Origin of the sequence: Inediibacterium massiliense (genome assembly GCF_001282725.1) — a bacterium.
GTDB classification, from domain to species: Bacteria; Bacillota; Clostridia; order Peptostreptococcales; family Thermotaleaceae; genus Anaerophilus; species Anaerophilus massiliensis.
Map to the genome: position 1 here is coordinate 1 of NZ_LN876583.1, position 18,996 is coordinate 18,996.

The window sequence follows — 18,996 nt, forward strand, 5'->3', positions numbered from 1 at the left end:
TCAGTAGTGGGTACCTAAGTATTACCCTAGGTAGGTTTCCCCATTCGGAAATCCACGGATCAAAGCCTGCTTGCGGCTACCCGTGGCTTATCGCAGCTTACCACGTCCTTCATCGACTCCTGGTGCCAAGGCATTCGCCCTATGCTCTTAATAACTTGACCAGAAATTGTATTTCATTTCATTTGCATTGTTTAATTTTCAAAGTACATTGGTGGGCTTGGGAGGACTCGAACCTCCGACCTCACGCTTATCAGGCGTGCGCTCTAACCACCTGAGCTACAAGCCCATGGAGAGTTAACCTCTCAAAACTAGACAGCTCAAGAAATGATTTGCTCCTTAGAAAGGAGGTGATCCAGCCGCACCTTCCGATACGGCTACCTTGTTACGACTTCACCCTAGTTATTGATTTCACCTTCGGCAGCTTCTTCCTTGCGGTTAGATCGCTGACTTCGGGTGCCCCCAACTCCCATGGTGTGACGGGCGGTGTGTACAAGACCCGGGAACGCATTCACCGCGACATTCTGATCCGCGATTACTAGCAACTCCAGCTTCATGTGGGCGAGTTGCAGCCCACAATCCGAACTGAGACTGGCTTTTAAGATTGGCTCCAGATTACTCTTTCGCTACCCGTTGTACCAGCCATTGTAGCACGTGTGTAGCCCAGAACATAAGGGGCATGATGATTTGACGTCATCCCCACCTTCCTCCGAGTTATCCTCGGCGGTCTCTTTAGAGTGCCCACCCAAAGTGCTGGCAACTAAAGACAAGGGTTGCGCTCGTTGCGGGACTTAACCCAACATCTCACGACACGAGCTGACGACAACCATGCACCACCTGTCTCTCTGTCCCCGAAGGGATTTCCCCGATTAAGGGTAATGCAGAGGATGTCAAGTCCTGGTAAGGTTCTTCGCGTTGCTTCGAATTAAACCACATGCTCCGCTGCTTGTGCGGGTCCCCGTCAATTCCTTTGAGTTTCAGTCTTGCGACCGTACTCCCCAGGCGGAGTGCTTATTGCGTTAACTGCGGCACCGAGGGGGGTAACCCCCGACACCTAGCACTCATCGTTTACGGCGTGGACTACCAGGGTATCTAATCCTGTTCGCTACCCACGCTTTCGTGCCTCAGCGTCAGTTACAGTCCAGAGAGCCGCCTTCGCCACTGGTGTTCCTCCTAATATCTACGCATTTCACCGCTACACTAGGAATTCCGCTCTCCTCTCCTGCACTCAAGTCAGTAAGTTTCCAAGGCTTACTACGGTTAAGCCGTAGCCTTTCACCCCAGACTTTACTGACCGCCTACGCACCCTTTACGCCCAGTGATTCCGGATAACGCTCGCCCCCTACGTATTACCGCGGCTGCTGGCACGTAGTTAGCCGGGGCTTCCTCCTAAGGTACCGTCATTATTCTTCCCTTAGGACAGAGTTTTACGACCCGAAGGCCTTCATCACTCACGCGGCGTTGCTGCATCAGGCTTGCGCCCATTGTGCAATATTCCCCACTGCTGCCTCCCGTAGGAGTTTGGACCGTGTCTCAGTTCCAATGTGGCCGATCACCCTCTCAGGTCGGCTACTGATCGTTGCCTTGGTAAGCCGTTACCTTACCAACTAGCTAATCAGACGCGGGCCCATCCTATACCGATAAATCTTTGACTCCTATATGATGCCATACTAGAGTTTTATGAGGTATTAATCCCGGTTTCCCGAGGCTATCCCTCTGTATAGGGCAGGTTGCCCACGCGTTACTCACCCGTCCGCCGCTAACTCCTTTTTATTCCACCCGAAGGCTTCCTAAAAATTTGTTCGCTCGACTTGCATGTGTTAGGCACGCCGCCAGCGTTCATCCTGAGCCAGGATCAAACTCTCAATTAAAATCTTCGAGGTTTGTGCTTCTTGCTCAAAATATCATTTTGGCATTTTGCATGTTTTTGCTTGTCATTTCTTGTGCTGTTTAGTTTTCAAAGGTCAATCTCTTTTTCAAGGCCGCCGTTGTTTTGACGACTTAATCATCTTAGCATTTTTTGTCGAACATGTCAACACTTTTTACAAAGTTTTTTAGAATAAATTTTCTTTTTATAGGTCATACTCTTACATAATGTATATTATCAATGAAAGGATTTTTATAAATGGTTATCATTTTAGTTCGTACATTATTACTATATATATTTGTTTTAATTGCCCTTCGCTTAATGGGAAAAGGTCAGCTTAGTGAAATGCAACCCTTTGAACTTGTCATCATCTTAATGATTGCAGAGCTTGCATCTTTACCAATGGAAGAGACGGGTGTTCCTTTGATCAATGGATTTATAGCCATATCTACCCTTTTATTTTTACAAGTCACCATCTCTTATTTAAATTTAAAAAGCGAAAAAATAAGAAGATTGATATGTGGTAAACCAAGCATATTAATCAATCACGGAAAAATTAATGAAAAAGAATTAAAACGTCTTCGTATCACTATAAATGATTTGGTAGAACAATTAAGAATAAAAGATTATGCGAATATGGCCGATGTGGAATTTGCCATATTAGAGACCAATGGAGATTTAAGTGTGATTCCAAAACCTGAAAAAAGGCCGCCTACATTAGGTGATTTAAACATTGCTGCTCCTTTTGACGGTCTTCCTGTTACTTTAGTTATTGATGGTCAAATATTATATGACAATCTCCAAAAGCTTGATGTTTCAAAGGATTGGTTGATGGATCAACTTCACATGTATAATGTTAAGGATCCAGAAGAAGTACTTTTTTCTTATATAGATGCTTCTAAAAATATTTATGTACATAAAAAAAGCAAAGGATGATTGATTATGAAAGTATTCATCGCTTCACTTCTTATTATGTCTTTTATTGTAGGAGGATGGTTCTTTGTCTATGATCGTGTTGAAAATACATCATATTCTTTCATAAATTCTTTAGATAAAATCATAGAGAGCATTCATAAAAATGATTGGGCCAATGCTTCCCATGAATTTGAAGAAGTTCATAAAAAATGGAGTCGTACGAGAAATACATGGTCTATCCTACTGCCTCATCACGAAATTGATAATATTGATTTAGCCAGTGCAAAAGCAAGAGAATATATCAATGCCCAGAATACATCTTTATCTCTTGGTGAGATCGGAACATTAAAAAAGCTTTTTCATATTGTAAGAGAAAATGAAGGTCTTACTCTTACCAATATATTGTAATCATCAATCAAATACAATCAAGTCTCCATCAAATACAGGACCATCTTTGCATGTAGTTGCATATGGATTCTTTTCTTTTTTTAGTTTGCATACACATACTAGACAGGTTCCCACTCCACAAGCCATTTTTTCTTCTACAGAAAGCTGTGAAGAAATATTTTTTTCTTTGCAGATTCTTTGGACTACCTTTAGCATGACTTCTGGTCCACAAGCATAAACTCTGTGAACTTTTTCATCTGCTATGTTTTCTAAAAGATCTACTACATAGCCTCTATATCCATTACTTCCATCTTCTGTAGCAACCTCTACATGTCCATATTTTTTGAATTCCTCTACAAGATATGGATCACTCCTATAGCCTAATAAAATCTTTGTATTTTTATGATTCATCTCTTTTGCTACTTGAAGTAGAGGAGCTACCCCTATTCCTCCACCTATAATAATAGAATTTTCATTTTGATCTATTGAAAACCCATTTCCTAAAGGACCTAAAACATCTAATAAATCTCCTTCTTTTTTTCTGCAAATTTCCTCTGTTCCCTTTCCTGCTTGTCTTATCACTAAACGCAAAGAATCATCTTCTACAGAACTAATACTAATAGGGCGTCTTAATAATGATCCTTGACTATCACATTTGATATGAAGAAACTGTCCAGCTTTACTATCTACAAGAGTACCCTTTTTCTCAATAAAAATTTCATAAATATCTTTGGCAATCTCTTTATTTTTTAATATTTTACAAATTACAGCTTTCTTCATTCTATCCCTCCTACCAAAATTTTTTGTTGTTTTCTTCTAAAGTATGATTAATGTCATTCATCATTTTAATAGTTTCACATCTTGCTGCTTCCCCATAATTTTCTTCCCTATATCCATCCTTTTTATAAGCAAATATAATTCCTCTTGAAGAATTGATGATAGCTCCTAATCCATCTTCATTAAAACAATCTATAATATCCTTTGCAGTACCTCCTTGTGCTCCGTATCCTGGTACTAGTAAATAAGAAGTTTTCATAATTTTTCGAAGCTTTTTAGCTTGTTCAGGAAAAGTTGCTGCCACCACTGCTCCTACCTGTCCATAGCCATAACTTCCTAAAGTTTCTTGACTAAAATCCTCTACCATATTTGCAACTACTTCATAAATTTTCCTGCCCTCTACTTCCAGATCTTGTAATTGTCCAGATCCTTTATTAGAAGTCTTGACAAGTACAAACATCCCTTTTCCTTTTTCTTTGATATCTCCCATAAACTCATCCATACTATCTCCACCTAAATAAGGACTGACAGTTATGGCATCTACTTGAAAGGTTTTAAATTTTTCTCCTTCTATATCTATATCTCCTATATGGGCATTTGAATAAGCTTTAGAAGTTGTTCCTATATCTCCTCTTTTAATATCTCCTATAACAAGCAATCCCTTTTCTTTTGCATAATCACATGTTTTTATATAAGTATCTAGCCCTTCTATCCCATATTGTTCATAAAATGCAATTTGAGGCTTCACTGCAGGAACCAAATCATATACATGATCAATGATTGTTTTATTAAACTCTAATATGGCTAGAGATACCGCTTTTAGATTTTTTCCATACTCTTGAAAATATTTTTCTTTTATCATACTTGGAATAGATTCAATTCTTGGATCTAACCCTACCACTACATTACTTCTTTTTTGTTTAATTTTTTCAATCAATTCATCTATAAACATATTAACTCCTCCTTTTATAGTAATTTGCCTAAAATTATCATAAAAAATTCGCACAAAAAAACCTTTTGCTAGAGGCAAAAGGTTAGAATGATCCTATTTTAAACAAAGATCTCGTTATTTTCTCCTTTTTGGCCTCTCTGGACCAAGTTAAAGGCTATATAGATTTTTATTATCATATCACATAAAAAAGTCAGTTGTCAATTCTATTTATTTTTCCAAAAAATCAAATATATTATCATATTCACTGTGTACAAATTCATAAATCAAAGAATGGTCTACCTCTATTCTTTCTCTAAAATCAAGGTAAGTTGCCCATTTTTTCTTTCCAAATTCCCTTTGTATTTCTTTTAAATTCTTTTCATTATAACAAGCAACTACAAATTGATGGGCCAATGTAATATAATACACTCCATATACATCTCCATTTAAATAATAGGTCTCTTGTTTCACGTGATCATTGGTAGGATAAAACTCTGTATATAAGTATCCTGAAGGATAACTATGTTTCATAGCGTGCATCTTCTCTTCATCTAATATACTAATCATCTCTATCAAATCTTCTACATCATATACAAGTAAATATTCTCTTCTAGTCAAAGTAAAGGCAGCCTCTGTCATTGTAATACGCATATTAGATTGAATAACAGCATCTATAATTTTACAGCTTTCTTCATCTACTTTAATCTCTGAAATGACCATTTCATAATGATCCTCTACATCGATTAACGACTCTGTCATGTAGGATACTTCCTTGTTATGTTCTATTTTTTCAATCGTATTTTTAATAAGTGCTGAAGGTCTATCTACTGGCATATAACCTAGATCCTTTGTAGATAAATAATCCATTCCTATCTGATCCATTCCTACCCCTCTCATAACAAAATAATGAATCAGTTGTGTCACACTCTCTATAGGTTCACAAATTTTATCCCACAGATTCTTTGTTTCTTCTTCTGATAAAACAATCTTTTTATCAACAAGAAATAAATACTCTTCTTCTGGCTCGGGCAGAGGTTCTTGCCAATTCTTATTTTTATCTATAAATTCTTGTACTAAATAGAGCGCTTGTTTTTTCGTTAAAGAAATTAATCTACCTCCTAATCCCCCCATCATACTTGCCATAATTTTTTGTACTTGATAAGTTTGTTCTCCCATCACACTTTTGTAATCATCTAGTCCAAATTCTTCAGAATCTAAATGAAAAAATTGATAAAATATTTCTTCCTCTTCATTTTTCCACTTGATCCTAAGACCCATAACCCCCATAAGTCTTGTATTGGTCACATGTGCACTTACAAACTTATATTTATGTTTTTCTAATTTTTTCTGTGTTCCTTTGATTACTTTCAGTCTACTTTTGTTCATTCCATTCTCCTTTTATTTCTATCAAACCTTCCGGTCAATTTTGTAAATCAATATTCATTTTATTTAGATTATCTTTCATAGTAATTATAGTATTTTTATAAAAATAAAACAATGGATATAAGAAAAAAGCCTCAATCCATAAGATTAAGACTGTCTTTATACATTATCTATTCTTCACAACTTGCTGCAACTTCTAAACATACTTCCTTCAATATTCCATTGGTCATTAGTTCTCTTAAGTATGCTTTAAAATCATCTTTAATATCTTCTCTTTTTAGAGCAAACTCAATGGTAGCTTGCAAAAATCCAAGTTTATTTCCTACATCATATCTTTTTCCACTAAAGGTATATGCATACATGGCTTGACTTTCTGATAAAGTTTTTAATCCATCTGTCAGCTGAATCTCTCCACCTGCTCCTGGAGTAGTATTCTCCAAAATTTCAAAAATCTCAGGAGTGATAATATATCTTCCTAATATGGCAATATTTGAAGGTGCATCCTCTACCTTTGGCTTTTCTACCAAATTCTTCACCTTATATACTCCATCTTCTATATACTTTCCATCTACAATTCCATATTTGTCCACATCTTCATTCGCTACCGTTTGTACTCCTAAAATAGTAGTTTTATACTCATTATATACATCTATCATCTGCTTTAGACAAGGAGTATCTGCATCTACAATATCATCTCCTAATAAAACTGCAAAGGGCTCATTTCCTATAAAGCTTTTGGCACAATGAATAGCATGACCTAGTCCTTTTGGCTCCTTTTGACGGATGTAGTGGATATTCACCATATCAGAAATATTTTGCACCTCTTCTAAAAGATCTGTTTTTCCTTTTTTCTCAAGCTCTAATTCAAGCTCTATAGATTTATCAAAATGATCCTCTATACTTTTTTTATTTCTCCCTGTAATAATTAGAATTTCTTCTATTCCAGATGCTACAGCCTCTTCTATAATATATTGTAGAGTTGGTTTATCCACTATTGGTAGCATCTCCTTTGGCTGTGCCTTTGTAGCTGGTAAAAACCTTGTTCCTAGTCCTGCTGCTGGAATGATAGCTTTACGTACCTTCATAAAATTGCCCCCCTAAAATATTTCAACTCCAAAATGGATCTTTATATTTTATTTCATATATCATCTTATTTTATCATATAATACGAAAAAACAAAAAAGAGAAACCACCTCAAATGGTAATTTCTCTTCACTTTATAAAATTACTTGTGACTTGCAATCACATGAGAAAGTTCTTGAATGCTACTACTTAGCTTATCTAGCTTTCCTTCAATTCGTACCAAAAGATATATAGATACAGCAATAGGAAAACCTAAATTTGCTATATAAGTATATAGATCCTCCATATTACCTCCTTATGAAAAAGGCTTGAGAAATCTCCCCAAGCCTTTTATTATACAATCATCTCTTCTACTTCTGTAGTTACAATCTTTGCTTGATGTACTCCCACAAGCTCTCCACTGCTTACAGAAAATATATTTTTGCTCATAATACTTTCCATAGCCTTTTGTATCTCTTCTTTTGTCAAATTCTCTTTTGCATGATCTACAGAAATTTTTGCTGTTTTTCCTTCTGTTGTTTTAAAAATCATATCTAGTCTTCTCATCTAAATCCTCCTTTCTTTAAGCTCCTTGGCTTATTTCTTTTTCATCCACTCTACCTACTTCTAATGCTTCATTTTCTTGAAGATCAATCAGTGTAAGAGCCACATTATATAGATCTTCATCTGTTGCAGTAGGTTTTACATTTGGATAGGTTTTACTTCTTTTTTTCTCCTTTCCATTCTCATCTACTCCGTTGCTAAAAATAACTTTTAGCTTGGAAGGTGCTAGGTTTACGTTCACTGCCATTCTTATCACCTCCTTTCACTTATATAGATGATTATTTTTCATAAAAGTTAGTACTCTTATTTTAAAATTTTTCTTTTAATTTTTTTATAGCTCTATTCTTTATCTTTACAATGCTTTGATAATGAACACCTTCAAGCTTTGCAATTTTTTTCATATTCATACCTTTTCCATAATAATAGATCATCACTTTTTTCTGTTTTGGACTTAGAGCTTTTAATGCATCCTTTAGCCTCATACATTGTTCTGTCTCTAAAAGCTCCTTCTCAATATTCATATCCTCATCCTTTAATAAATCAAGGAGTTCATCCTCCCCTTCTCCTATAGGTGTATTAAGTGAAATATCATACACTCTTTTTCGTCTTTTTTCCATATAAAAATACTTAAGCTGAATCTTTACATACCCTAAAAAATGAACCTTTCTCTCTTCATCAAAATCATCCATACACTCCAATATCTTTATATATCCATCCTGCAAAAGATCCGAAAAATTTTTAGCATCATAAAAATACCTCTTCATAGAAGCAATCACCAAAGGCCTTAATCTTTTTAATATCTCTTCTTTCATAGATTCATCCTCTTTTTTACAAATTCTAACTAAATCATCTATATTATTCACAATTATCCTCCTAAGTGGAGGACCGGTCCTCTTTTGTACCATGGTCTATAGAAATATTAAGACTTATTTGCAAAAAAGAAAAAAGCCAACCTCGTAAAAGTTGACTTTCCAAATAAAAAAAAGAACTCATCCCAAAGGATAAATTCTCTCTTTTCTATTGCCATCTTTCAATCATTTTACTTGTTTTAGTCTTGCAATATCTGCCCAATTATTAGCTGTAGCTTCTTCAACTCTATACATATCTTTTTTAATTGTTTATACGTTTCCTTTAATATATGCTATATCATTTAGCATATTATCATGTTCTGCTTTGTTCACTTGTGACGAATGTTCTAAGCCTTTCACGATCTCATAAGTTTCATCCATTCTATTTTTCATCTCTTTTATTTCATTTTTCAAGGGAGCAAATTCTTCTTTAAGCATTTCTCTAATTGCTAATAGTAATTCTTTTTCCATTCCTTCACCACCTCAGCGGTATTATAAATTCTCTCTTTTCTACAAGTTATAAACTAAATAACTAGATCTTGTTCTGTTTGTTGTTCTTTATGTTTAATAAAATCCATATCATCAGATATTTTATCAATTTTCATATTACTTTCAGTTATATCTTCTGTTATTTTAGCTGTATGTTCATAAACAGAATCTAATTTTTTCTCTATTCTGTCTTGTCCTTCTTTAATACCTTTTAATTCATCCAATATTTGTTGTATCATTTCATTCATGCCAACACCCCCTTTTAAATCTGTTCAAAATATTTATTAAAAGTAGTGCTATTCCAATTCCAACAGTAGCCCCAGCACTATCAATACATACATCCTTTATACCTGGTCCTCTCCCTGGTACAAACATTTGATGAACTTCATCTGATATAGCATACACCACACAAATCAACAAAGCCCATCCAAATTTCCTATATCCACTACTTCTTAAAGCATTTATAACCAATATACCAAGGATTAGATAAGCGAAAAAATGTGCATTTTTTCTAACTATATGATTCAATTTGCTCATATTAAAATCTGTCTTGGGAGCAACTTTTTCCACTGTTTTTACAATAACTTTTGTGACTTCCTTGCTTAGTTTGTTTGATTCATGTGATACTTGGGATGATAAATTAAAAATAACAGCCATCCAAAAGATTACTAATATCCACAAAATCATCATTCCTATTTGTTTTTTAGTTTTCAACATGTTTTTATAATTCCTTCTCAATAAATTAATACATTACATATCTATTACCATGACTTCCATTTTCACTATTATTTTATCAGAAAGAACACTTTTATTCTATATCCAAAAATAAGAAAAGAAAGAACTCATCCCAAAGGATAAATTCTCTCTTTTAAAAGCTCATGTCATACACCAAAATTCTACTTCTAGTCATATCCTGGTTTTCCTAAAAGCTTAAACATATTATTCTTATAAGCTTCTACTCCTGGTTGATCAAAGGGATTGACCCCCAACAAATACCCACTCATTCCACATGCTTTCTCAAAGAAATATACCATATAACCAAAATAAAATGGAGATATTTCAGGTATATTGATGACAATACTAGGTACATTTCCTTCTAAATGAGCATTTAAGCTTCCTTCTAGTGCCTTTTGATTGATAAAATCCAAAGACTTTCCCGCTACATAATTAAGTTGATCTAAATTATCATCATCTTCTTTTACTATCATTTCTTCTTTAGACTTTTCAATATAAAGTACTGTTTCAAATATATTTTTTCTTCCCTCTTGTATGTATTGTCCCATAGAATGTAAATCTGTTGTAAAATTCATAGAGGTAGGAAATATTCCTTTTCCACATTTTCCTTCACTTTCTCCAAAGAGCTGCTTAAACCATTCTCCAAAATAAAATAGACTTGGTTCAAAGCTCGCCATAATCTCTATAGTCTTTCCCTTATCATATAATAAATTTCTAATAGCCGCATATTGATAAGCTGGATTATCCTCTAAAACAGGAGTAAAAAGTTCATCATATGCAATCTTTGCACCTTCTATCACCTCTTTGATATCAATTCCTGATACAGCCATAGGCAATAATCCTACAGAGGTAAGTACAGAATACCTTCCTCCTACAGCTCTTGGAATCACAAAGGTTTCATAGCCCTCTTTTGTAGCTAGCTCTCTAAGTGCTCCTTTTTTCTCATCTGTAGTAGCATAAATTCTTTTTCTTGCTTCTTCTTTTCCATATTTATTTTCCATATATTCTTTTAAGATTCTAAATACCAAAGCAGGCTCTGTAGTAGTCCCTGATTTAGAAATTACATTGATAGATACATTCTCTTCTTTGATAATCTCTATTAGATGCTTTAAATAAACAGAACTTATATTATAACCTGCAAAATAGATCTTGGGTCCATTTCTTCTTTCTTTAGGAAGTTCATTATAAAAAATATGATTTAACATTCCTACGGCAGCTCTTGCCCCTAAATAAGAGCCTCCTACCCCTACTACTATAAAAACATCTGATTGATCTTTAATTTTATTAGCTGTAGCTTCAATTTTTTTTATTTCATCTTGTGAAAAAGTATTTGGTAGATCAACCCATCCTAAATATTCACTACCTTTTCCTGTCTTTTTATGAAGCATATTATGGCATAGATTTACTTTTTTCTCTATAATATTGATTTCATCTTTACTAACAAAATCAAATACCTTTGAAGCATCTAAATTTATCTTTTTCATCCCTTAGACTCCTTTGATTCATCCCCTTTATTTTTTACCTTCAGCTCGTTCTTGTATAAGTAGGTACCATATGCTCAATATAATCCTTTAGGTCTTCTTTTTCATCTATTAATATTTCTTTTAATCTATTCAGCTCTGTTATCAATACTTTATGATCCATAAAAATAGGCTGCCCTATAAAAATCTTATGATGACTTGTATTTTGAAGTCCCTCTTCATCCATCAGAAGCTCTTCATATAATTTTTCTCCAGGTCTAAGTCCTGTAAACTCAATATCAATATCTACATAAGGCTCAAAACCTGATAGACGAATTAGATTCTCCGCTAAATCCAAAATCTTTACAGGCTCACCCATATCTAGTACAAAGATCTCTCCACCCTTTGCCATAGCTCCTGCTTGAATTACTAGCTGTACAGCCTCAGGAATCGTCATAAAATATCTAGTAATCTCTTTATGCGTAACAGTCACAGGTCCACCATTTGCAATCTGCTTTTTAAAAAGAGGAATCACACTTCCATTGCTTCCTAATACATTTCCAAATCGAACGGCTACAAACTCCGTATTACTCTTTTTACTCATACATTGTACAATCATCTCTGTAATTCTTTTGGTAGCTCCCATCACATTGGTAGGATTTACTGCCTTGTCTGTTGATATGAGTACAAACTTCTGTGCTCCATAATAATCTGCACATTCTGCCACGTTTAATGTACCAAATACATTATTTTTTATAGCCTCTTGAGGATTATCCTCCATAAGTGGTACATGCTTGTGAGCTGCTGCATGAAATACTACCTGGGGCTTGTATTTAGAAAATATCTCTTCTATTCTTTTACGATCTCTAATAGATGCAATAAGTACTCTTAAATCTAGCTCTGGATCATTTCTTTTTAATTCATTTTGAATATCATAAGCATTATTTTCATAAATATCTAAAATCAAAAGCTTTTTAGGATGAAAAGGAGCAATCTGTCTACATAACTCAGACCCAATAGACCCTCCTCCACCAGTCACTAGTACTACTTTATCTTCTATATATCCACTAATTTCTTCTAAATTTACTTTTACAGGATCTCTTCCCAACAAATCTTCAATCTCCACTTCTCTGATTTGTTTTACGCTCACCTGTCCATCAATGAGTTCATAAATACCAGGAACAATTTTTAATTTGCATTTTGTTTTACTACATTCCTCTACAATACTCTTAACTTCTTGTTTAGAAGAAGAAGGAATCGCTATAATGATTTCATCAATTCTTTTTTTCTCTGCAATTTTTTTAATATGATAGCGATCTCCTAGAACCGCTACTCCATTGATCTTTCTACCAAGTTTGTTTTCATCATCATCTATAACAGCTACAGGAATACTTTTTAAATCATCATGAATTCTTAATTCTTTGATAATCATAGCCCCAGCTTGTCCAGCTCCTATAATCATGACTCTTTTAAATCCTTTTTTACTAGAAATGTTTCTGTTTTTTATTCTATTGATAGCCTTATAGCTAAATCGGATCCCACCTATGAGTATAATATCTAGTATAAAGGTTAGAATATAAATACTACGAGGAAGGTTTTGCTGCATAATAAAGGTATAGCTTAGGATAGCAGTATTTGCTACAAAGGATGTTGTAACAATCTGAATAAGCTCTTCTACACTTGCATACTTCCATAGATTATTGTATAGCCCAAAGATATAGAATACAGCAAGCTTTATGAGAGTAAAGGTTACAAAATGGTGTAGATAAATATCCACATACTTAGAAGCCTCTACTGCATACATAAAATCTCCATCAAACCTTAGTATAAAAGCAAGTATGTAAGCTACATTGATTAATACTAAATCAGCAAACACCAGTATGATATTATATATTTTTTTTAACATATTCCTCACTCCAAAATGGGTACTTAGATTTTATTTAAAATAGTTTATATACCATTTCATTCTATCATAGATTATAGAAAAAATAAAAGATTTACAGAAATGCATTTCACAATTACATAAAAAAAGAGAATAGATCCTATGGATTCATTCTCTTTTTTCTCCAATAAATTAATAAACTAAGTAACTAGAATAGATATCAAAAATTCATAAAAAATCTATTTGTTATATCCGTTAGGATGATTACTATGCCAATTCCATGCATCTTGTATAATTTTTTTCAATGAATTAAATTGTGGATTCCAACCTAAAATCTTTTTCGCTTTTTCAGATGAAGCAATCAACACTGCTGGATCACCTGCTCTTCGTTCTTTAATTTCCGCTGGAATTGAATGACCTGTCAATTTTCTTGTAGTCTCTATTACTTCCTTAACTGAGTAGCCATTTCCATTTCCAAGGTTAAATATGTCACTATCATTACCATTTCTCAAATACTCTAATGCTTGATAATGAGCTGAGGCAAGATCCATTACATGAATATAATCTCTTGCACACGTACCGTCTTCAGTTGGATAGTCATCTCCAAACATATAAATCTTATCACGCTTTCCAATAGGAACTTGAAGAATAAGTGGAATGAGATGTGTTTCAGGATGATGATCTTCTCCAATAGTCCCAATCTCATCCGCACCAGCGGCATTGAAATATCTAAGTGACACATACTTTGTCCCATAAGCCTGGTCAAACCATTTCATCATTTTTTCCATAGCAAGCTTTGTCTCACCATAGGTATTGGTTGGTCTTGTCTCATCTGATTCCATGATTGGAATGTTCTTTGGCTCTCCATATATAGCTGCTGTAGAAGAAAATACAATCTTATCTACATTATTTTCTCTCATAATATCTAGTAGACACATCATCCCAAATACATTGTTATGATAATATTCATATGGCTTTTCCATACTCTCGCCTACAAGGGAATTCGCAGCAAAGTGAATTACTGCTTCGATATTATGTTTCTTAAAGACCTTATCTAGCTCATCTTTATCTCTAATATCAATCTTGTAGAGATGATCCACATTAATAGCCGCTTCATGGCCACTTTGCAGATTATCTACAACGATGATTTCTTCATTCTGGTTTTGAAAGTATTTCACTGTATGGCTGCCTATGAAACCAGCTCCTCCTGTTATTAGTATTGGCATGGTTGGTCACCTCCTTGTAATTATAAAATTCTAATTAAATACTTCTTGATATCCCTAAACTCTTTTGACCTAAAAGATAAAAGTATAAATACAGTAGTTACAGTTATAAAAATTACAATTCCTTTCATTATTATTCCTCCAATGGAAGTAACAGATACATAAAATCCAACTATTAAAATTGATGTTAACGCACTAATCAGAGTAATAAATACGTATTTGATTTGTAATTTCCAATAATTCCAAACACTTTTATTGAATTTGCTTTTGAAAAGTATCCTTGGCTCATACCATATTGTTGTTAAAGCTCTTGATATCATTGTTGAAAATAATATTCCTGCCATTCCATACAGCATTCCTAACACTATCGACAAAACAATGTTTATGAAAGCAGCAACTAGCATCGTGAATTTTATTTCATTAAATAACCCCATAGTTTCTCTGTATATCCAAACAGGATTTATAATATTCTGAATGTAAAAATTGAACACTATGGCAACTAAAACAGAGTATTCAAGAATATATTCTGAACCAATCCATAAAGATATGAAATCATCAAATAGCAAGAAAAAAGAGACAGAACAAAATGCACTTATCCATTGAAAAAACACTACAAGTATTCTAAAAAATTCATATGATTTTTCATTATTGTTTTCTGCATTTAAATTCCCTATGCTAGAAAACAAACCCTGAATTATTACATTTATAAAGGTTGTTATTGCCATCACAATTAACCCATAATTAGAGTAGTAACCCACATATATAGTACCTACAATCGAAGAAATTAATATATTGTCTGTGTTATTCATAACAACTACACCAATTTTATATAAGAACATCGATTTGATTTTTTCCAAAATATTAAGGTCTCTAATGTCTACTTCATGACTATTATTTGTGATATTGGGATATAACTTATTCGTAATGAAATTGTTAATTATATTATTCAAAATAGTAAAAAAAATCATTACAACTAAAAATAAAAAATAGCTATTATAATATACAATCACAAAAATTTGTAATAAATCTCTTCCAACTATAACAACAGCATTTACAATTTTCAATTTATAAATTTTTTGATCTGCATTTATCAATGTTGTTTTGTATACTATAAGGTATGATGATACTGAATTGATTAAAAAAAGAAGATAATAAACTATTATACTATTTCGATTTAACTCACTATTAATAAAAGTACTTAAAAAAGGAATAAGACATAATCCTAAAATTAAAATTGAAAATGCTATTTTATAATAGATTTTTCTAAAATACCTAAGTAAACCTGATACAACGTCCCAGTTTTGCTTTGCTAATGGAGAGTACAAACTATAAATCATAACATTTCCTAGCCCTAATTCTGCTAAAGAAAGTACCGTAAGGATGTTTGACAATAATCCATTAACACCTAAATAATCTGCACCTAGATACCTAATAAAAAAAGTTCTATGCACGAAGGATATTGCTAATATGATAAATTGACTAACTATTCCAACACCCATATTTCGAATTGAATTTTTCTTTCTAGAAGTTTCAATCATTCTCTTCTTATTCCCTTCAAATTGCGATATATACTCCTAAAAAAATTATAGCAATTTATTTTTTTTAAAGTTTTGAAAAATATTTGTTTAAAAACATAACTTGTATTTCGATGAAAAAGTCTCACTTTGAATATAATATTAATAGCTACAATCCTTAGTTTTCGCTCATTGTGAGTAATCGAATTAATTAGATCAATATCTAACTTGTCTTTATTCTCATTTCTATTAATTTTGAATTGCTTCACTAACTCTAATTTCGTAAATTTTAAATCATTATAGATAAAAAAATTCGTCGGATCAAAAATAATATTTTCTAGATTATCACCATAAAACTTAATATATTCATTATGGTTGCCTACTACATTGCTATTGAGCTTATTAAAACTTTCGTCTATTGACAAATAATCAATGTCTTCTGCATTTCTGAGTCCATATAAAGCCATGACGCTACTTGAGTCTATGACTAAATTTTCATTATCTAATTTAAAAGTATTCAGTTGCTCTTTTAAATTTTTCAACTTTGTAACAAAGCTAGTATATTTACATGGCTGTCCAACATTTAAATATTCAATTGAATTTCTATTCAACAGTAGTGAAGTTAACTGATAAGATTCTTCAGAATTATCTGTTATATGAATAGAATGATTTTCAATTTTAAAAATGTCTCGTACTTTTTCTTTTAATTCTAATACTTTTATTAAACTCTCACACTCAAAAGTATATAGAAGTAATGGCGCACCTTTTTCATAGCATTTAATAGCTTTATTATCAACCCCCTTAAAATTATTTTCATAAGTTCCAATCCAATCTTGATGAGAATAAATTTGACTCATCAGGTTTTTAAGACCTTGATAATTTAAAACAGTATTATGTTTTGATATAACTTTCGTTGATTTATTAATTAATTTATCAGCTAAGTCTCTTGATTCCCTATTGCTCGCTTTAGGCCATATGCATGCTACATAAACATTATTCTTAATCTTTGTGTATTGAGTTATCAAATAATTTAAATATTTTTCATCCAATAACCTTCTCTTAAAAAAATTAATATCATATTGCACTCCTATATGTTCAAATCTAATTATAGAAATATCCATATTGAAATAAGCTGCTATCGCAACACGATGTGCACCATCTAAAATAGCATTGCTTTTCCCGACTGGTATAACTGATATAGTTTCATCAAATCCACAAGACTTTATACTCTCAATTGTCTCATGAAAATCCTGAAAGAAAATATCAATTGAATTTTTCTTTTTATTTCCTGGTTCCTCGTATTTACCCATGGTAAAAGCTTCAACATGAGCTTTATATAATTCTTTTATAAAATTTACTTTGTAACCTTTTTCATAAAATTCAACATATTTATATTTCGCTACTAAGTCAATTCTCTCAGGAACAATCAACTCACGTGCATTAATTGTTTCAATAACAAATTCAAAATCATCATCTATATTATAACTATCACAAAAATAATCTGTTAAAAGGCCCCTAATTCTTTTCAAAATATATTCCTCTCCTATTCTTAAAACCCTTATTCTTCTTGTTCCATAAGAATAAAATAATTATCGCTAAAATTGGTGCAGGTGTACTTAGCTGAAAATTCATAATCCCTCTTATTACAGCATCAAATACAATCATTGAAATCATCATATTTTGTATTGTACACTCTTTTAGATAATTCAAAAGCGTTTTATGAAAATAATACCCAAATATGCAAGATAGTAGTATGACTCCAACTAATCTAAAATCTAAATAAAATCTTAAAATTTGAGTGTATAGGGCATTGTGATTGTGATTAGCTCCAATTCTTATGGTTTGCTTCGTTATATTATCTATATAATAATTCGCTACTCTATAATTTAATCCAAATAGATTCAAAAAACTACCAATTAATTGGTCTATCCAAGCTAAAGTTGCTCTTCCCCAAAAAATATCCTCATTAAATAAGTTTCCTTGAATTACATAATCAAGTGCTCTAAACGCTCCAATAACATAAGTACCTACTTGAGAAAACAATGATTGAATTACTTTATTAAAAATATCATATGTTAGTTCTTTATATCCCATCCTTGTTGCTGTTAAATACATCATATACGAAAAAAATATCAGTACTGATGCCACAAGTATTATTAATCTTTTGGGATTAAAACTCAATTTCTTAGACTGATAAAAATTTTTGTGCGCTATGAATGCAAAAAAGAAAAACAGTAATAAAGCAACTATTGTTCCTCTACCCGCTCCAATACCTGAAAAAAATAGAACATTCATCAAGGAAACATAAAATGAATAAGTTTTAATCCTTTTAAATAGGGTGGAGAATGCACATACAGACATATTAATATAAATAAAAGCAGAAATAATGTAATTAAAACAGTGTGCTTCAACTGCTGTTGAAAATACACCTCCTACACCATATCTAAGGCTTCTTGATTCTAAAATCCCGTAAATTGAGAGTAAAAGATTATATCTGTACAAATAGTATGTCAGTAAAACAAGTACCAATGTTGTTACTATTTTATATGTTTTATTATTAATAAAATACCTGTCAAAACTTTTTTCCAAATCTAGAACGGAGTATTCAGTAATCATTATCTTTGATCTTTTATGAATTAAAAATCCAATAAAGAATGACCACATATGAATCAAAACTAGTGCATAAGTGAAAGATGACACCTTATACATCTCATGCGGGTTAAAAGTGGAGTAGAAAGACCATCCCCCCCACCAAATTAAATATATATATATTAAATCTCTTTCGATGCCTTTTCTTATAACAATTTTTGCTAAGAAAATCATCAATATAGAGGACACTAAAATAAGAATACTCATCTAATTATTCTCCTTTATTATTCAACCATTTATTAATCTATTAATATTTTTAAACAACTTAGCTCATAAGTATATCTAAACTATCTTTTTCACTAAGAAACATCCT

At 32.5% G+C, this 18,996-nt stretch carries 19 protein-coding genes, 1 tRNA gene and 2 rRNA genes; 2 read left to right on the plus strand and 20 right to left on the minus strand.

What is annotated here, in order from left to right; translation table 11 throughout:
- The 3 genes from BN2409_RS00400 to BN2409_RS00410 form a co-directional block, all read right to left on the minus strand.
- Positions 1-161 (minus strand): 23S ribosomal RNA (locus BN2409_RS00400); the annotation flags it as partial.
- Between the two features lie 48 nt (positions 162-209).
- Positions 210-286 (minus strand) — tRNA-Ile (locus tag BN2409_RS00405).
- A 54-nt stretch (positions 287-340) separates the two neighbouring features.
- Positions 341-1,868: ribosomal RNA gene (locus tag BN2409_RS00410) — 16S ribosomal RNA — on the minus strand.
- A gap of 254 nt (positions 1,869-2,122) precedes the next feature.
- Here BN2409_RS00410 and BN2409_RS00415 point away from each other — a divergent pair.
- Both BN2409_RS00415 and BN2409_RS00420 read left to right on the plus strand, forming a co-directional pair.
- Positions 2,123-2,800, plus strand: coding sequence for a YetF domain-containing protein (locus tag BN2409_RS00415; RefSeq protein WP_053954690.1), 678 nt, complete (start codon positions 2,123-2,125; stop codon positions 2,798-2,800).
- 6 nt (positions 2,801-2,806) lie between these two features.
- Positions 2,807-3,187: a DUF4363 family protein gene (locus BN2409_RS00420; RefSeq protein WP_053954691.1), complete on the plus strand. Its 381-nt coding sequence runs from the start codon at positions 2,807-2,809 to the stop codon at positions 3,185-3,187.
- A 3-nt stretch (positions 3,188-3,190) separates the two neighbouring features.
- On the opposite strand, the gene BN2409_RS00425 is transcribed toward BN2409_RS00420, so the two are convergent.
- From BN2409_RS00425 to BN2409_RS00500, 17 genes are all read right to left on the minus strand, one after another.
- Complete coding sequence (locus BN2409_RS00425) at positions 3,191-3,946, minus strand: dihydroorotate dehydrogenase electron transfer subunit (protein ID WP_053954692.1); 756 nt, start codon at positions 3,944-3,946, stop codon at positions 3,191-3,193.
- Between the two features lie 10 nt (positions 3,947-3,956).
- Complete coding sequence (pyrF, locus tag BN2409_RS00430; protein ID WP_053954693.1) at positions 3,957-4,895, minus strand: orotidine-5'-phosphate decarboxylase; 939 nt, start codon at positions 4,893-4,895, stop codon at positions 3,957-3,959.
- A gap of 207 nt (positions 4,896-5,102) precedes the next feature.
- Entirely contained in the window at positions 5,103-6,260 is a 1,158-nt protein-coding gene (locus BN2409_RS00435) for a hypothetical protein (RefSeq protein ID WP_053954694.1), read from the minus strand.
- Between the two features lie 167 nt (positions 6,261-6,427).
- Positions 6,428-7,342 carry a UTP--glucose-1-phosphate uridylyltransferase GalU gene (galU, locus tag BN2409_RS00440; RefSeq protein ID WP_053954695.1) on the minus strand — a complete coding sequence of 305 codons (915 nt, stop codon included), beginning with the start codon at positions 7,340-7,342 and terminating at the stop codon, positions 6,428-6,430.
- A 140-nt stretch (positions 7,343-7,482) separates the two neighbouring features.
- Positions 7,483-7,626 (minus strand): YvrJ family protein, encoded by a 144-nt coding sequence (locus tag BN2409_RS16650; protein WP_110942853.1) that lies wholly within the window; start codon positions 7,624-7,626, stop codon positions 7,483-7,485.
- A 47-nt stretch (positions 7,627-7,673) separates the two neighbouring features.
- The gene (locus BN2409_RS00445; protein ID WP_053954696.1) at positions 7,674-7,886 is read right to left on the minus strand and encodes a DUF2922 domain-containing protein; all 213 of its coding nucleotides are present in this window, start codon (positions 7,884-7,886) and stop codon (positions 7,674-7,676) included.
- Positions 7,887-7,902: 16 nt separating this feature from the next.
- Positions 7,903-8,130 (minus strand): DUF1659 domain-containing protein, encoded by a 228-nt coding sequence (locus BN2409_RS00450; RefSeq protein WP_053954697.1) that lies wholly within the window; start codon positions 8,128-8,130, stop codon positions 7,903-7,905.
- A gap of 61 nt (positions 8,131-8,191) precedes the next feature.
- The gene (locus BN2409_RS00455) at positions 8,192-8,746 is read right to left on the minus strand and encodes a sigma-70 family RNA polymerase sigma factor (RefSeq protein WP_053954698.1); all 555 of its coding nucleotides are present in this window, start codon (positions 8,744-8,746) and stop codon (positions 8,192-8,194) included.
- A gap of 255 nt (positions 8,747-9,001) precedes the next feature.
- Positions 9,002-9,202 carry a hypothetical protein gene (locus BN2409_RS00460; RefSeq protein ID WP_053954699.1) on the minus strand — a complete coding sequence of 67 codons (201 nt, stop codon included), beginning with the start codon at positions 9,200-9,202 and terminating at the stop codon, positions 9,002-9,004.
- A gap of 53 nt (positions 9,203-9,255) precedes the next feature.
- Complete coding sequence (locus BN2409_RS00465) at positions 9,256-9,468, minus strand: hypothetical protein (protein ID WP_053954700.1); 213 nt, start codon at positions 9,466-9,468, stop codon at positions 9,256-9,258.
- On the minus strand, positions 9,461-9,937 hold the full coding sequence (locus BN2409_RS00470) for a VanZ family protein (RefSeq protein WP_110942855.1): 477 nt from the start codon (positions 9,935-9,937) through the stop codon (positions 9,461-9,463). The genes BN2409_RS00465 and BN2409_RS00470 overlap by 8 nt, the downstream gene beginning before the upstream one ends.
- Positions 9,938-10,122: 185 nt before the next feature.
- Positions 10,123-11,439: a glucose-6-phosphate isomerase gene (locus tag BN2409_RS00475; RefSeq protein WP_053954701.1), complete on the minus strand. Its 1,317-nt coding sequence runs from the start codon at positions 11,437-11,439 to the stop codon at positions 10,123-10,125.
- A gap of 40 nt (positions 11,440-11,479) precedes the next feature.
- On the minus strand, positions 11,480-13,321 hold the full coding sequence (locus BN2409_RS00480) for a polysaccharide biosynthesis protein (protein WP_053954702.1): 1,842 nt from the start codon (positions 13,319-13,321) through the stop codon (positions 11,480-11,482).
- 215 nt (positions 13,322-13,536) lie between these two features.
- Positions 13,537-14,523, minus strand: a complete 987-nt coding sequence (galE, locus tag BN2409_RS00485) for a UDP-glucose 4-epimerase GalE (protein ID WP_053954703.1) — start codon at positions 14,521-14,523, stop codon at positions 13,537-13,539.
- Positions 14,524-14,543: 20 nt separating this feature from the next.
- A complete protein-coding gene (locus BN2409_RS00490; RefSeq protein ID WP_053954704.1) occupies positions 14,544-16,058 on the minus strand; it encodes a lipopolysaccharide biosynthesis protein in 1,515 nt (504 codons plus the stop codon).
- Positions 16,055-17,563: a hypothetical protein gene (locus BN2409_RS00495; RefSeq protein WP_053954705.1), complete on the minus strand. Its 1,509-nt coding sequence runs from the start codon at positions 17,561-17,563 to the stop codon at positions 16,055-16,057. Before BN2409_RS00495 ends, BN2409_RS00490 begins: the two co-directional genes overlap by 4 nt.
- Positions 17,550-18,890: an O-antigen polymerase gene (locus tag BN2409_RS00500; protein ID WP_053954706.1), complete on the minus strand. Its 1,341-nt coding sequence runs from the start codon at positions 18,888-18,890 to the stop codon at positions 17,550-17,552. Before BN2409_RS00500 ends, BN2409_RS00495 begins: the two co-directional genes overlap by 14 nt.
- Positions 18,891-18,996 lie beyond the last annotated feature (106 nt).

Excerpts from the sequence above, each read along its gene's own strand:
- BN2409_RS00415 (WP_053954690.1), top strand. The coding sequence starts at position 2,123 with ATGGTTATCATTTTAGTTCGTACATTATTACTATATATATTTGTTTTA.
- BN2409_RS00445 (WP_053954696.1), bottom strand. The coding sequence starts at position 7,886 with ATGAGAAGACTAGATATGATTTTTAAAACAACAGAAGGAAAAACAGCA.
- BN2409_RS00465 (WP_053954700.1), bottom strand. The coding sequence starts at position 9,468 with ATGAATGAAATGATACAACAAATATTGGATGAATTAAAAGGTATTAAA.
- BN2409_RS00435 (WP_053954694.1), bottom strand. The coding sequence starts at position 6,260 with ATGAACAAAAGTAGACTGAAAGTAATCAAAGGAACACAGAAAAAATTA.
- BN2409_RS00425 (WP_053954692.1), bottom strand. The coding sequence starts at position 3,946 with ATGAAGAAAGCTGTAATTTGTAAAATATTAAAAAATAAAGAGATTGCC.
- BN2409_RS00450 (WP_053954697.1), bottom strand. The coding sequence starts at position 8,130 with ATGGCAGTGAACGTAAACCTAGCACCTTCCAAGCTAAAAGTTATTTTT.
- galU (WP_053954695.1), bottom strand. The coding sequence starts at position 7,342 with ATGAAGGTACGTAAAGCTATCATTCCAGCAGCAGGACTAGGAACAAGG.
- BN2409_RS00475 (WP_053954701.1), bottom strand. The coding sequence starts at position 11,439 with ATGAAAAAGATAAATTTAGATGCTTCAAAGGTATTTGATTTTGTTAGT.
- BN2409_RS00420 (WP_053954691.1), top strand. The coding sequence starts at position 2,807 with ATGAAAGTATTCATCGCTTCACTTCTTATTATGTCTTTTATTGTAGGA.
- BN2409_RS00500 (WP_053954706.1), bottom strand. The coding sequence starts at position 18,890 with ATGAGTATTCTTATTTTAGTGTCCTCTATATTGATGATTTTCTTAGCA.
- BN2409_RS00490 (WP_053954704.1), bottom strand. The coding sequence starts at position 16,058 with ATGATTGAAACTTCTAGAAAGAAAAATTCAATTCGAAATATGGGTGTT.
- BN2409_RS16650 (WP_110942853.1), bottom strand. The coding sequence starts at position 7,626 with ATGGAGGATCTATATACTTATATAGCAAATTTAGGTTTTCCTATTGCT.
- pyrF (WP_053954693.1), bottom strand. The coding sequence starts at position 4,895 with ATGTTTATAGATGAATTGATTGAAAAAATTAAACAAAAAAGAAGTAAT.
- BN2409_RS00470 (WP_110942855.1), bottom strand. The coding sequence starts at position 9,937 with ATGTTGAAAACTAAAAAACAAATAGGAATGATGATTTTGTGGATATTA.
- galE (WP_053954703.1), bottom strand. The coding sequence starts at position 14,523 with ATGCCAATACTAATAACAGGAGGAGCTGGTTTCATAGGCAGCCATACA.
- BN2409_RS00480 (WP_053954702.1), bottom strand. The coding sequence starts at position 13,321 with ATGTTAAAAAAAATATATAATATCATACTGGTGTTTGCTGATTTAGTA.
- BN2409_RS00460 (WP_053954699.1), bottom strand. The coding sequence starts at position 9,202 with ATGGAAAAAGAATTACTATTAGCAATTAGAGAAATGCTTAAAGAAGAA.